Annotated in this window: 10 protein-coding genes; 6 read left to right on the top strand and 4 right to left on the bottom strand. The window is 46.9% G+C overall.

Annotated features, from left to right (window positions below; genetic code table 11):
* Nucleotides 1-396: 396 nt before the first annotated feature.
* Nucleotides 397-1920: an MFS transporter gene (locus AXFE_RS11210; RefSeq protein WP_082058692.1), complete on the bottom strand. Its 1524-nt coding sequence runs from the start codon at nucleotides 1918-1920 to the stop codon at nucleotides 397-399.
* A 133-nt stretch (nucleotides 1921-2053) separates the two neighbouring features.
* Between AXFE_RS11210 and AXFE_RS11215 the strand changes: the two genes are divergently transcribed.
* Nucleotides 2054-2713: a TetR/AcrR family transcriptional regulator gene (locus AXFE_RS11215; protein WP_052605958.1), complete on the top strand. Its 660-nt coding sequence runs from the start codon at nucleotides 2054-2056 to the stop codon at nucleotides 2711-2713.
* Between the two features lie 1471 nt (nucleotides 2714-4184).
* Here AXFE_RS11215 and AXFE_RS11220 read toward each other — a convergent pair.
* From AXFE_RS11220 to AXFE_RS11230, 3 genes are all read right to left on the bottom strand, one after another.
* Nucleotides 4185-5117 carry an LLM class F420-dependent oxidoreductase gene (locus AXFE_RS11220; protein WP_052605948.1) on the bottom strand — a complete coding sequence of 311 codons (933 nt, stop codon included), beginning with the start codon at nucleotides 5115-5117 and terminating at the stop codon, nucleotides 4185-4187.
* 342 nt (nucleotides 5118-5459) lie between these two features.
* On the bottom strand, nucleotides 5460-7118 hold the full coding sequence (locus AXFE_RS11225) for a serine/threonine protein kinase (protein WP_052605949.1): 1659 nt from the start codon (nucleotides 7116-7118) through the stop codon (nucleotides 5460-5462).
* On the bottom strand, nucleotides 7118-7813 hold the full coding sequence (locus tag AXFE_RS11230) for a hypothetical protein (RefSeq protein WP_052605950.1): 696 nt from the start codon (nucleotides 7811-7813) through the stop codon (nucleotides 7118-7120). The genes AXFE_RS11225 and AXFE_RS11230 overlap by 1 nt, the downstream gene beginning before the upstream one ends.
* A gap of 548 nt (nucleotides 7814-8361) precedes the next feature.
* On the opposite strand from AXFE_RS11230, the gene AXFE_RS11235 reads away from it, so the two are divergent.
* The 5 genes from AXFE_RS11235 (at nucleotide 8362) to AXFE_RS11255 (ending at nucleotide 14543) form a co-directional block, all read left to right on the top strand.
* On the top strand, nucleotides 8362-9984 hold the full coding sequence (locus AXFE_RS11235) for a hypothetical protein (protein WP_052605951.1): 1623 nt from the start codon (nucleotides 8362-8364) through the stop codon (nucleotides 9982-9984).
* A 660-nt stretch (nucleotides 9985-10644) separates the two neighbouring features.
* Nucleotides 10645-11607 (top strand): N(4)-(beta-N-acetylglucosaminyl)-L-asparaginase, encoded by a 963-nt coding sequence (locus AXFE_RS11240; protein ID WP_200891268.1) that lies wholly within the window; start codon nucleotides 10645-10647, stop codon nucleotides 11605-11607.
* Nucleotides 11608-11950: 343 nt separating this feature from the next.
* Nucleotides 11951-12919, top strand: a complete 969-nt coding sequence (locus tag AXFE_RS11245) for an aldo/keto reductase (RefSeq protein ID WP_052605952.1) — start codon at nucleotides 11951-11953, stop codon at nucleotides 12917-12919.
* A gap of 831 nt (nucleotides 12920-13750) precedes the next feature.
* A complete protein-coding gene (locus tag AXFE_RS20040) occupies nucleotides 13751-14164 on the top strand; it encodes a hypothetical protein (protein ID WP_052605953.1) in 414 nt (137 codons plus the stop codon).
* Nucleotides 14064-14543, top strand: a complete 480-nt coding sequence (locus tag AXFE_RS11255) for an IS630 family transposase (RefSeq protein ID WP_160291837.1) — start codon at nucleotides 14064-14066, stop codon at nucleotides 14541-14543. The genes AXFE_RS20040 and AXFE_RS11255 overlap by 101 nt, the downstream gene beginning before the upstream one ends.
* Nucleotides 14544-14547: the final 4 nt, after the last annotated feature.

Below are 14547 nucleotides of genomic sequence, written 5' to 3' on the forward strand. Positions count from 1 at the left end.
ATCTATTTACTCGTAGGATTTCAATGGACAATTGCTAAACAAATTAAATTCCAAGTGCCTCTTGACCTGGTTCTTAGGCCTCGATCGTAGGTCTGGTTCATTGATCTGATCGCACTTTTTATCCTTTTTGGATTTGATAGCCAGTTTCTTGCAAGAAACGACAAAAGACCCACCTAGAGATCGATTATCTCTCAGTGGGTCTTTTGCCTCTGGATGAACTGTATGCGAAAAGGTTAAGTTGATGAGGTTATGGTTACGTTTGCTTTATTTTAGGCTTGATGTCGCCTTTGAAATTAGTATCAATAACGCCATGGTTGACCATTTTCTGAATTGGAAATCTTTGAACTGGAATACACTATGGGCCAATGGCTCGGTCTTGCAGATCTGCATAGAGCACTAAATGCCAGCGTGTACGAACTCGCCTTCGGACAGCTCTTGTTTTCCCCACTGTAGAACAATTAGCGAGACGACTGCACCTGCAACAAAGATCACTGCAGACCAACGGAACGCTGTTACGTAGCTATGGATTCCTGCTTGAGCTAGCAAAAGCTGGTTTGGAACCTTATGAGCCAAATACGCAGTTGCTGTAGTTGCAGCGAGAGTGTTAAGAAGCGCTGTTCCGATGGATCCACCGATCTGCTGGGAGGTATTTACCGTTGCGGAGGCAACTCCTGCATCTTCGGGGTCGATTCCAGCTGTTGCTGCGTTCATCGACGGTGCGAAGATGAATCCCATCCCGGCTCCAAGAACCAGTAGCGCAGGTAGGATCACAGATACATAGCCCGAATGGAGCGAAATCCTAGTCAGGAGCATTAAGCCTAAAGCTGCAATTAGCATTCCACCAACAACCATGGGCTTTGGCCCAACCCTAGGCAAAAGGACTGCGGTTCCAACTGCTGCGACGACCACTAGGACCGCAACCATAGGCAGGAAGGCGACACCAGTCTTGACTGGAGAATAGCCAAGCGTCGACTGCAAGTAGTAGGTCAGAAATAAAAAGACGCCGAACATCCCAACTGCTGCCAAAAAGACTGCAATGTAGGATCCGCCTCTGGTTCGATCCAAGACGACTCTCATCGGAAGAAGGGGGTGCTCGACTCTCTTCTCGATAAGCACGAAGGCAACGAGCAGTACGACGCCAATTGCCAAGAAAGCGAGGGTGATTCCATTTGACCAACCAGCTGTTTCGGCATGAGAAAAGCCATAGACCAACGAGAACATTGAAATAGATGCACTAAGGACTCCGGGGAGATCTAGCTTCTTCTTTTCGAGTTTTTCATCATGGCGAAGAAATATAACTGCACCAAATGTTGCGGCGATAGCAAAGACTAGGTTTACATAGAGGCTCCATCTCCAAGAGAGATATTGGGTCAAGAAACCACCCAGTAATAAGCCAATAGCTGCTCCACCACCAGCAATTGCCCCAAATACACCAAAGGCCTTACCTCGCTCTTTTGGATCAGAGAAGGTGGTCGTAAGTAAGGAAAGCGCTGTTGGAGCTAGAAGGGCGCCGAAGGCTCCCTGCACTACACGTGCACTTACTAGCATCGGAAACCCCGTAGCGGCTCCACCGATTGCTGACGCTACGGAAAAGCCTATCAATCCGACGAGGAATACTCTCTTGCGACCAAAGAAGTCAGCGACACGTCCTCCGAGCAGAAGGAGACTACCAAACGAGAGGGCGTATCCGGTTACGATCCATTGGCGGTCTGCGGTTGAAAAGGCTAACGCCTTTTGAGCTGATGGCAAGGCGATATTTACGACTGTTGAATCTAGAACTACCATCAACTGTGCAAGAGCAACTACCGCAAGGATCCACCAACGTCTGTTGTAAATATGGTGCGCTAGCTTCTCTGCGTGGGTTGCATCTGGTCCCAGAGCGTATCCGGGGCTACCCGGAGCATCTATGGATGACTTCAATTTAACTCCTTATTAAAGCATATGGAGAAGTTATCTCCACTTACTAACAACAACATAGACGTAAATGGAGATATTCCCTCCGTTTATGACTAGATTGTTAATTGTGGAAAAAGACCCTGAATGTTCCTTCGACTTGGAAAGCCGCAATGTTGAGCGATCCCTTAGGCGCGATGCCAGCGAAAACCGCGTGCGGATCCTGGAATCTGCCAGATCTCTCTTTGCTGAACGAGGTTTAGGTGTCACCCTTGATGATATAGCACATAACGCCAACCTTGGGGTGGGCACCGTTTATAGACGATTTCCTAACAAGGATCTCTTGGTGCAGGCTCTGTTTGAAGAGGCTGTTTTAGAGTTAATTGAAGTCGGCCGTCATGCTCTGGAATTTGAGGATGCTTGGGAGGGCTTTTTATTCTTGCTGAAGACCATGTTGGACATGGAGACAAAGGATCGAGGCCTTCGCGAAGTTATTTTGGGAAATGACTACATAGAAGGTCGAATTACCGAACTTAAAAAAGAGGTCGGTCCATTGATCGAAGAGATAGTTCGTAGAGCGCAGGATCAAGGAGGTCTCAGAGGGGATTTCCATGCTAATGATGTTCCTGTTATAGCCGCGATGGCGGGCGCCGCACAAGAATATAGTAAGAGTGTTTCGCCCAATCTCTGGAAACGCTATGTTGCCATAGTTTTAGACGGATTACGTGTGGATCGGCCCAGCCTTACTCCGATGTCAGAAGAGGCTCTGGACCAGGATCAGCTTATCCATGCAATGATAAATTGGAAAGCTCGTAAGTAGCAAGTTCTTGTATCTAGCTAATCTTCAAGTCTCGGAGATGTCGTCTTTTAGCTAATTAAAAATATCGCTCTTAGAGTATTTTGGTTTTGGGAATTGGATTTAATATAATTTGGATATTGTCTAGATCCTATTGCTTTAATTTGACCGAAATCTTTTAGTATCGATGTTGAGAAATCTCTTATCCGTAGCCTAGCAATTTATTCCGGTGCTCGAGTGCTAAAGCACCTAATATCTAGGGCACTAAAATACCCGTCTACCAAGAGACTTGCGAAGAGTTCTTCGCTTCGATGATTAAATAATTCGGTCGACCATTGTCTCGATCAATTGATAGGTTAGCTCGCGATAGAGGTATCGGTTATCCGATCGATCTCGAGAAATTCCGATACTTTTATCTCAAAGATTTTTTTTGGTGGCTGATAGACATTCCAGCTCTATTGCTTTTTCATAATTTAGTTTTTTATGTTTTTCAAACAGGATGTGGAAACACTTGGCCACAATGGCACCAACACGTTTGAGTTGGTGGCCCCACTCAACTTTCAATCATAATGTCGCGCTATGAGAGGTTTGGTGGTTGTTGAGAGATCTCAAGGAGATCGTTAGATTGCCCTAAGCTTTTAGAGCGTGGCGTGACATTACCATGGGTCTTGTGATTCATGTACTAATTGGCGTCTTATCAGCTGTTCATTGGCTCTACCGATAGGGTACCTATCAGTCTAGACTTCAAGCATGGCGCCTTGAGGGTTGACGTTGATGATTGTTTGTTGACAGACATTGTCGATCTTGAACCTGTTTAGATTTTTTGAGTTTAGGTGGTCAGACTCATCGAAGGCGATCTCTAAATAGATGTTACTTGGTGTAATAAAGCTGATCCGAGCCAATTAATTGATTTGAAATTTATCGTTTTGAGTCTTGCTATGACAGTCCAAGCCAACTTTGCGGGCACAACTTCAACGAGGACTATTGCTTGGGACTATTCGATTTTTTAACGATTTCGTTATCCCGTCTTATCAATGTAGGGGCTGCACACATTAGCAAAGAGCATGTTTGGTATAAATAGTGCGATATAAACGATTACTACTAACCCTATATTGGGTTGCGATAAGAGATGTGGTGCGGCATGAATGTGGCAATATGTTTATGATTATAGTTTTTTTAGGTTTTTCAATTTAGATGTTTGTAGGTATAAAGGAGCCAAATAGCTTTGATGATTTCACGATAAGAGGACCTATGAGGCGTGTTTCAATCGATGTGTGGTACTTATGATTGGTAAAACCACTGATTCGTATAGCTGTATCTGTGCCAACATCATCATCTGTTTGGTGAACAAATAGGAACTAGGGTCTGGTTATTGTATCCGAATGTGGAATTCGCGCAGGAGAACCCTTGGGTTGGCCAACTTTGAGGGTAAAGCTGGCCAAATTGTGTAATCTTGTCTAGGTAAAAATAGCCCGGAATGTTCTCTTGTTGCTAGCTATGCTAGCTGTTTTATTAGACCATCACTGAGGTCAGCGAGGTGGTCCAAGTCGTTGAGGTCTAGGATTTGTAGATAGATGCGCTTCGCACCTATCGCCCTGTAGCTTTCGATCTTTTCAATTATTTGAGCGCTCGATCCACAAAGTCCATTTTCGCTCAAGTCGTCAACACTTCTTCCAATTGATGCGGCTCTTCGCTTTAGAGTTTCGGAGTCGTTGCCAAGACAGGTCGCGAGTGCCACTGAATAGATTATTTCCGATGGAGATCGATTTGCTTGGTCGGCCGCATTGCTCACCGCGTCGAATTGTACTTTGCAATCTTCAACTGAAGCAAATGGTACGTTATATTCCTGAGCGAAGGCGCCAGCTAGCGCAGGTGTTTTTTTGGGGCCACGTCCACCTATTATTATCGGAGGATGTGGCTTTCGCACTGGCTTGGGTAATGCTGGTGAGTTTTCAAGTGTGTAGTAGCGGCCGTGATAACTAAATGTTTCCTCGAGACTTGTGCTCCAGAGCCCAATGATGATCTCTAGTTGTTCCTTGAGACGGTCGAAGCGTTCGGCGGTATCTGGAAAGTTGATTCCATAGGCGCTGTGTTCCTGCCCAAACCATCCAGCTCCGAGTCCTAATTCCACGCGACCATTGGACATCTCATCTACTTGGGCAACTGATATTGCAGTTACACCGGGTGTTCGAAATGTCGCTGAAGTCAAGAGGGTGCCGAGTGCTATGGTAGAGGTCTCTCGTGCTATTGCACCTAGTGTAATCCAAGAGTCTGTGGGACCTGGGTTCGGTTTGCTGTCGCCCATCCTTAGATAGTGGTCGGATCTAAAGAAGGCGTCAAAGCCAAGTGCTTCAGCACTCTTAGCAACTCTAAGTTGCGTCGAGTAAGTAGCCCCTTGTTGGGGCTCTATAAAGATTCGTAGTTGCATTGTTCTACGTTAGTTGATGCTCGGCGTCTATTGGTTGGAGCTGATTAATCCATTTTTGTCTTGGCTAAAAGAACCCCGAGGTGGCTAAAGATATCAGCCTCTGTTTTTTTTTAGCTTTTTAATGAGATATTCGGAGATAGATTTCATTGTTTGTCATGAGCATGCGTGTATTAGATCTAGGTTAGGTAAGATTTGCGATTACCTAAGGGAGAGTCTTGCCGGGCGCGGCTGCATTGGTTTGAGGGTTAGAACCACGAGTTCCAAAAGCAAATTGGTATTACTTGATGTCACTTTGTTGTTGAGCTGTTTTGGCAACTGGACCATTGATGAAATCGGAAAGTGTTATCGACAGATGGGTACTCTTGGGTCGTAAAAGCGGGTTCCTTCGAGTGGACCTGACGTTTTGCCGTTGTTATAAAATGCGTCAGCCGTCACATAGAACTTTCCGTTCCACGGAGGTGAGACGATGCGATACCACCATACATTGGAGTCTTGAACTTGAAATCCAGCGATTCTGCAACTGATTGCAAGTGTTTCCCCAATCTTTAGACTGGGACCTGGCGTTCCGTTTGCTGTCTGGTAGTTTTCTATAGTCTGAGCGGCACCTCCTGGAGTCTCAAGGTAGAGTGTTTGACCAGTAAGTAGGCTCTGCTTGGTCGTGAGCGCTATGGGGACTATCGTTGACTGTAGGCCTGAGTTAGAACTTTGGCTGTTCGTGCCGATAATTGTCAGGCTTCCGGTAGTTTCACCTTTTATCCCGTGGTAACTGAGTTTCCATTTTGAATCCTTTGTCCCAGCGGGACAGGTCAAGGGGATTATGAAGTTACCAGTGGGATCGGCTATGACTTTTTTGGGATATAGCAATGGGGTAGTGCCACCGAGAATCTTGACCGAAAGTGTCTCTCTGGCTTTTGCTCCTGTACCGATTACGGCACTATTGATGCCATCGCAGGTGATCACTTGATTTAGGGGCTTTGGCTGAACTTCTGCGGCCAATTTTGAAGTCGATCCGTCGCGGATTGCTAGTGGAAGGCTAAGTAACGCCAGAACGACAACGGCAGCACCAGAGGTAGAAGTGATGATACGCCGTCGTCTACGTCGATGGCATTCGAGGAAATTAGGGTCGATGAGTTGTTCGAGGCGGTCAGCCCAGCGAGTTAGATCGCGGTGACGCAGTGAAGGGTCTATTTCAAGTAGAGAGGTGAGGTGTTGTGCCAATAACTTTGGATCTAAGAACTCTAAATCTTGAGCACGTTCCTGAATCTTCATTTGGGTAAATGCGGAACTTTCGACTGCAGGTGGTTCTTCAAAGAGGATCCAATAGGCAAGCGAGCCTATGCTCCAGACGTCAGAGACCTTTCCCGGCTCTCCAATTCCTCCAGTCATCTCAGGAGCACGCCATCGATAGGTACCGACACCACGTGTTTGATCGGAGCCCAGATGTGGACGTGCAGTTCCAAAGTCAATTAGGATCGCTTCGCCCGACTCCGAAATTCGAATATTTGATGGCTTTATATCTCGATGGACGATACCTTCTGGAGCTAAGGGTGTCTTGAGGGAGTGAAGATAGGCGACCGATCGTGCGACCTGTGCGACCCATAGAAACCCTTGTGAGAGTCCACTGAGCTTGACTGCATTCGCGAAGGTCTCTCCGGGTATCCACTCTGAAGCGCTATAGATGACGTCAAAATCTTCGTCTCTCGGATCGTCGATATCAACTAAAGCAGTTCCTATAAAGCTTTCGTAGTAGTGCATTATCCCTGGGTGGTTAATTCCAGCCAGTGTTGACATTCGCGCGAGAAACTGTTCGTATTCATTGAAGGTTATATTTGACTGAAGTTTAAGGGCTATTTCATGAGATACCCCTTCGATCTCACGAACGCCACGATAGATGAGTCCCTCGCCTCCCTGGGCGATTGCAACTGGGACGCCTTTTTCAAGTTCAACTCGATAACGACGGTGATCTCCAATTGGCCCGGTCCACAATTGATCATATGACATCAGAGGTCAACCTGTTGGTTCTCAACTGGTATCGCATGGACGCGGATCGCCTCGACTACTGCGACTCTCTTGTCTGCAATGTCTGGAAGCGGTATATCGAGTTCGAACATTCGTAGCCAAATACTATATAGGATCTCGCGGACAGTATTTGGGTGTCGGTTTAGAATTGCTCCAACCTCGGAATGGGTGGCGGGTTCGAGTCGCCCCCGGCTTATTGGTCGATAGTATTCGGTCAGAACGCGCACTTGGATCTCGCTCAGCTCTAACTTGAATCGTTGAGTTGGCGGATCACTCGATGGAACGTCTGCTTTTGATGGATAAGAGAACCGTCCTGCAACGTTTAGGACCCAAGGAGCATTTGTTCCGTGGATAATAACGTCGAACTTTGGTTCACGAGGACTAAACCCCTCGCCAATTGGAACCTGTCTTTCAATTGCTCCAGTTCTGACAACCAAAGCACGATTGCCTTGTTCATCATTTGCTTCGATGTAGATCCTGCGGTCGCTAACAAAGAGATGGCCAGCAACTCGTGGCACCGTACGATCAGGTAGGGGAGCGTATCCAAAACGTATCTGACATTCGCTTGATCTTCCAAAGGCGACTCGGCTACCAGCATAAATAGTTACAGAATCAACTCCATGGGGAGCTTGAAAAATTACACCTGCTGTTGTATCGGTTTTAGGTCCATTGTTCACTGTGATTGGTATTATACATACTCTAAGTGAGGACAGGTATCAACAGATTTGTTATTTCGGAATTTAGATTCAAAAATCTTGACATATGACTTCGGCTCACCTTTGATCTCTGGGGAACTATTGCTAATTTATGTGAACTCTTTTTATCATACATGAAGTTCTATTCGTTGGTTGGATCCATGAATACTTCTTCCTATAAGCATCTTATACTGGTATTTAGACCTGGTTAAGTTGTGCTTTTGGGAATCTGTTGGCAGGGTTTTTATGAAGTTGTTTTTCCGGACTCTAGAAGAACTACGATTGGATACGAGCAATGATTGTGTGAAGGTTAGGACCGATTAGATCTGGAACAAGAGTCATTTGAAAGTTGCGCTAGCATTTTTGCAATCCTGCAATAATTTCCTTATTTATTGGCTTAGCGCAAAAGATTGGTAGTAGATAGCCATGTAATCTTGGTGTTGCTGTAGTCTCAATATATTGCGATCGTTGACGATGTTGATGTAGTGACTGCCATTTCATAAAATTCGGTCTTCTTAGGAAAAGATGCCATGCCTCTTTCTGTTTTTTTCTCTCGGAGTCGTAGACGTGCGACCGGGCTGATCCTTCTCTTTGTGATTACATCTCTCTTGAGTTCATGCGGGATTGCCACAGGAGCAAAGGCAAATTCGATAGCAAGTTCGACTGTATTGACCCTTCAAGGACAGTCACAGGTGCGGTTTGGGGGCAGTTCAGCCTCTGCCGCGAAATGGATAGCCACCACCATCCTGCCAAAGGGCGTCGATGAGAAGGTCTCGGCTCTTACCTGTATTTCCCCTTCGCTCTGTCTTGTTGGGGGCAATAGGGGAACTCTCTATGAGTTCAACTCAACTATCAATAAAAGCCAAAGCGTCAGTACCTTCGACAAAAGCGCAGTAACTGGCATAAGTTGTTCATTGGAGGGCTTATGCCTAAGCCAGAATGCAGACCGAGGGTTTGTCGTCTTCGATAACACCGGTGGTGTTCTAACCAAGGTGGGTCAAGGCGTGCTGCCTAGCCCCTTGGGCTCGAATTCGATCTCTTGTTCGGGAGCAGCTAACTGCTTGGGCGTTGATCGATACGGCAGAACCTACATTTTCTCAAGCGGCATTTGGACCAAGGGAACTAGCCAAAATTTACCAAATAATGCCAAGCGCTATCTTTCTTGTTTTTCTCCTGGATTGTGTCTTTCGATAGATTCGCTCGGTAATACCCGTGTTTTATCGAACAACGACAAATGGGGCGTTGTAGAAAAGGTTAATCTTCCCAAAGGTACTGTTATCAATGGGCTTTCATGTGCCAACTCTAGCTTTTGCATGGCTACCGATTCCTCCGGTCAAAGTCTTAGCTTCGTGAATGGCATTTGGTATGGTCCTACCTACATTTCCGGATCGAAGGGAGCTGCAATTATGGGGATCTCTTGTTCGAGTCGCAATTTCTGTATCGCGATCGATCGTGGCGGCTTTGTCTATAGATACGCTTTTGGCCGCTGGCACCAAAGGGTCAGGGTGGACGCTGCCAAGGGCGCCTCGCTTAATGGGGTTACCTGTGTTGGGCCGAACCTTTGCATTCTGATCGACAACAAAGGCAGATCATTTGCAAGTCGGGTTTTCAACTACTCGCTTTCGACATTGAGTTCTGGTGCATTAGGATCATTCGTTCCTCTAGCAACACGATCATCGTCTTCCCCGGCGCCTTCAATTGAGATTTCAAGTGGTGCTGGCGGCGCACCGACTGTTTCCTCAGCGAGTTTTTTAGTCTCGGGCTCTACGGTGATAGGGAATACTACTTCTGATCCCGGAATGCTTGGAAATATCTTTGCCCTTGACCCTGTCCCTTTCAACTGGATGGAATCAGAATATTGGAAGGTCGACTTGACAACAAGCAGCACTTTGACGCTCACCTATGTAACCCCAGACCCATCGTCTGTTCCACTTTTGCAACTCGTTGGCCCTGACATAGCCAATCACGCTATTGCTAGCGCAAGTGGTCTCAACTTTAGTGGCGTTCCAGATGGCAGCCACATAAGCAGTGCTGGTAGCTATACCTGGAATTTGAAGGAGCCTGGAATCTATGTGATTGCCTTAGGCCTTGGAAATCTCCATGGAAGCAGCGGACCTTACAAGTTCTCGCTCAAGCTCACGAGCACCATTTAAATAGCACCACTTAGTAGGCGTGTGGTCTTATTATTCGTCATAAGTTGGAGATGTCATCGCTTTCATTTTGGCGAGTAGTACCTGAAGAGCGAACGCAGATGACAGACTGGTTTTTCAGGTGGCATGGTCTTCAAATGAGACTCTGAAAGCTCTACTGGCAGATGAGGCCTATCGGCAGATGAAGCCTATCGTCAGATGAGGTTTATATAAAAGTAATTTATTGTTGTCGCTATGATTGTCGTTTTATCTATGGAGTGGCGTCGACCATTTGCTTTTGTCGATTCTGACCAGGTAGTACCCCCCCCTAAATCTCGCACCTAAAAGGATAGAACTGCGTTTTTCTCGAGTGTTGTGGCCAAAATACCTAGCTTGTCTTTTTTTGGCTTTATGGGTCACCACTGCCTAACTCTTTTTTGTTGGTGGCCTCAGCCTTGTTTGATTGGCTCTATCTGCCTTTGAGGCGATCGTTCCAGATTGGCCAAGTATTAAGGTGGCTTTGGCTTTGGCGGGGGCTGTCTTTGAGGCGATCGAACCTTGCGTGGCTCACATTTGTATTTGAGCTTTTGCCTTGTTCTTGTCGCAAGCTCAAAGATGGAAGTTGAAGAATCAGTTGAAGAATCATAGGAGTACGCCTTTAGCAATTCCATGGTTTTTGTCTCTGTGAGAGCCCTTGGGGCTGTATTGTGGCTCAATGAGTTCGATTCGGAGAGTGACATGTTATTAGTTGCAAGCGAAAATGGCGGAATTGGCATCGATGCCGTGTGGGATTTCATCTCAAATGGGGGAGATCTAATCTCTACTTTGGAGCAAGCATGCAAGGTGGTTGAAGACAACCCCAATGACCATAGTGTCGGTAGCGGTGGCCTCCCAAACTTGGTTGGTGAGGTAGAGCTCGATGCATCGATAATGGACGGAACTACCAGACAGGCCGGTGCCGTTGCAGGACTTAAGGGCTTCAAGAATCCAATAACTGTTGCGCGCGGTGTTATGGAACTCTTGCCGCACGTGCTCTTAGTCGGGGAAGGTGCTGCTAAGTTCGCTGATGAGATCGGCGCCCTTCGAGGTGAGCTTCTTAGCGACGAATCCAAACGAATATGGAGCGAGGGTGTCGCTAAGGTTCCAGCCGAGATCGCATCGGATACTCTAGCGCGGGCGCGTGCGCTTACCATGGATCCAGAGCGTGCAGTGGGTACAGTAAATTTCTTGGGTCTTGATGGCGATTCAAATATTGCTTCAGCGGTTTCAACTAGCGGGTGGGCGTGGAAGTGGCCGGGACGTGCCGGCGATACTCCAGTGTTTGGTGCTGGGAACTACTGTGATTCGCGTTATGGCGCGGCGGCTTGTACGGGATATGGTGAATTGTCTATAAGGGTTTCTCTAGCGAGAACGATTGTCTCACTTCTGGCTCGCGGAGCCTCACCAATGGAGGCCGGATCGGAAGCTCTTTCAGATATCTTCAATCTGGGAGAGCCAGTTGAAAACCTCATCATGCACGTTGTGGTTTTGGACAAGGCCGGAAATCACGCCGGTCTATCGACCCAGCCTTCAAAGTTTTATGCCTGGCGAGATGAATCGGTTGATTCATGTCAAATAACTCCTCGAATTCAGATAGTTCCGAATTAGGAATAGCGTTGAACTGATTCCTTGACGCCCGTTTTCCCGTTGAAGTTGTTCAATCCATCGAGAATGCGACGGTACATTTTTTAATCGATGGGGACGGATTGGGTTTTTTGATGATGGCTTTTATGTTGTCCGGGCTCAATTTAGATTCGCCATGTAAACCCAACTAGTTGATCTTAATGAGTTGACTTTATTGGCATTTGTGATTGGGTGAGAGTTAGAAGTTGGGATCTGGACACTTGTCACTAATAGACAATAGGTATTGGCAGCATTTGATTTGCCTTTGTACAAGTGGACGACTTTTCGAGGGATTCAACTACGGTATTTTTAGGAGGTCGACAAAGAGATGAAATATGTAAAGCTAGGATCTAGCGGATTAGAAGTATCAAAGATATGTCTAGGTTGTATGAGTTTTGGCGAAGCCAATCGAGGTTCACACACTTGGACTTTGAACGAGGAGAGTTCCCGCACGATCATCAAGGGCGCACTTGAGGCAGGAATTAACTTCTTCGATACCGCAAATGTCTACTCGGATGGAACCAGTGAGGAGATTACGGGTCGAGCCTTGGCGGATTTCGCAAATCGAGATGAGGTCGTTATAGCCACTAAGGTTCACGGTCGGATGAGGCCTGGACCCAATGGAGCGGGCCTTTCACGCAAGGCGATAATGGCCGAGATCGACAATAGTCTTCGTCGTCTAGGAACCGACTATGTCGATCTCTATCAAATTCATCGACTCGACCATAACACTCCGATTGAAGAGACGATGGAGGCGTTGCATGATGTCTGCAAAGCGGGTAAAGCTCGATACATCGGGGCCTCTTCGATGTATGCTTGGGAGTTTTCTAAGATGTTGCATGTCGCAACTCAAAACGGCTGGACAAAGTTTATCTCTATGCAGAACCACTACAACCTCATCTATCGAGAAGAGGAAAGGGAGATGCTTCCGCTTTGTAAAGACGCTGGAATTGGGGTAATTCCATGGAGCCCACTCGCTCGAGGACGTTTGACTAGACCTGTCAATGAGAGCACAGAACGTGCAAATACCGATGAATTCGGAAAGTCGCTCTATAGAGATTATGATAATGAAATTGTAGACCAGGTCGTAGCGATCGCCAATGAAAGAGGCTCTAAGCCAGCTCAAGTGGCTCTGGCATGGATCCTTTCTAAGTCTGTTGTATCTGCGCCAATTCTCGGAGTGACTAAGTTGACTCAACTTATGGATGCTGTTGATGCCATTGGCCTAGAACTCTCCCCGACGGAGATCGAGCGCCTCGAGGCGCCATATAAGCCACACGCGATCGCTGGCCATTGATTCTGCTGGCCATTTCCATTGGCGGCTAAATCTAATACCAAGAACCTTTTTGGGCTTCATGTGCTGTAACTCATGGAGTCCAATTTCGGCACAATGTGGCGAAAAGGATAAGTAGCCTTGAGTCAAATTGATCGGAACTTCTAGAAGATCTATTAGCCGTAACGATTTGGACTAGTTCTGCTTTAGCGTTCAATAGTGGGGCTATCCGAAATGAATTATCTTTTTACTTTCGATGGCGAACTGCTCTATCGATATGGCATCACTAGCTATTAAGGGTGTTGCCATGTCAATTCGGCAACGCCACTGACCGTAAGCGACGAGAACTTTAATAGAAATGCATATCCTAAAGATCAAAAGATGGTGTTGCCAAGGCAGAAAGCCCGAGGTATCAAAGGGGGCTGTTGTCTGTGTGATTTGGACCCATGGTTGAATTGTATCAAATTAGCCAAAATGACGATTCCTAAATTTTGCGACCAGGCAATATGAGATTCGGCCCAAGAACCAACTCAAAGATTATCAAAGACAACGCCTCCACGATTGGTTTGGACGGGTTGTGAAATTGCACGTTTAGGAGTCGAATTTATCCAATCGGCATAGCCGTTGGTAGCGCTCAGCAAAGAGATGTGGTCGAAAGTGAAAGCTGCCACGTGGATTTCTATTGAGTCATCTGATCCACAATGTATGTCTTTATGATTGAATGCTGAGTTGGCCGCTCGCCCAGAGTTATTGGGGGCTATCCCAATTGCAGGGAGCGGATTGAGGGAGCGAATCCAGGGAGGCTCGATACCCCTTCTGCGAGAGCTTCATGGTAAGAGTTGGAGTCGATGACCTTTGTTCGATGATGATCCTAGTGTCCCCTCTCATAATTTCCCTGAAACTGAGGAATTAATCCCTTCTAAGGTTGTTCTCCTTGGTAAGGACATAACCTTGCAAGGGAGAACGATGCAAAGTCACACCGTTTCAGAGGAGCCAAACATTGATGCCAACCAGAGCAAGCCGCCCAAGAAGAGATCTGGACGACAAGCTTCGGTGGTTCCGCTCAGTCCCAAAGAACGTAGCGAATTAGAAGCAGTGGTAAGAAAGTCCACAGCTCCCATAGGACAGGTGGCAAGGGCCAGCATTGCCCTATGGAGTAACGAAGGGGTTGGACACCAACGAGATCGCGCAAAGACTTCAGATATCTACAGAGACGGTATGCAAATGGAAGCGGCGTTTTATCAACTACGGAGTGGAACTTCTCGATGACGCACCGAGAAGTGGAAAACCGAGAAGCATTGATGACGAAAAGATCGCCGAGATTCTAAGGATCACTTTGGAAGAAGAGCCCCCGCTTGCTACCCAGTGGTCGACGTCTTCAATGTCCAAGCGGATCGGGGTATCACCAGCGAGCATCTCACGTATCTGGAGAACCTTTGGCCTCAAGCCCCATGTCTTGGGATACTTCAACATCAGTACCGATCCGGCCTTTACCGAAAAGGTCCGCGACATAACTGGGATCTATCTCAATCCCCCTGATGCTGCACTGGTACTATGTATTGACGAAAAGACACAGATCCAGGCGTTGGATAGAACCCAGCCACTGCTTCCCATGAGACCTTTTGTTCCAAGAGCGGCAAACACATGACTAC

This window comes from Acidithrix ferrooxidans (assembly GCF_000949295.1).
Classification (GTDB): Bacteria; Actinomycetota; Acidimicrobiia; order Acidimicrobiales; family Acidimicrobiaceae; genus Acidithrix; species Acidithrix ferrooxidans.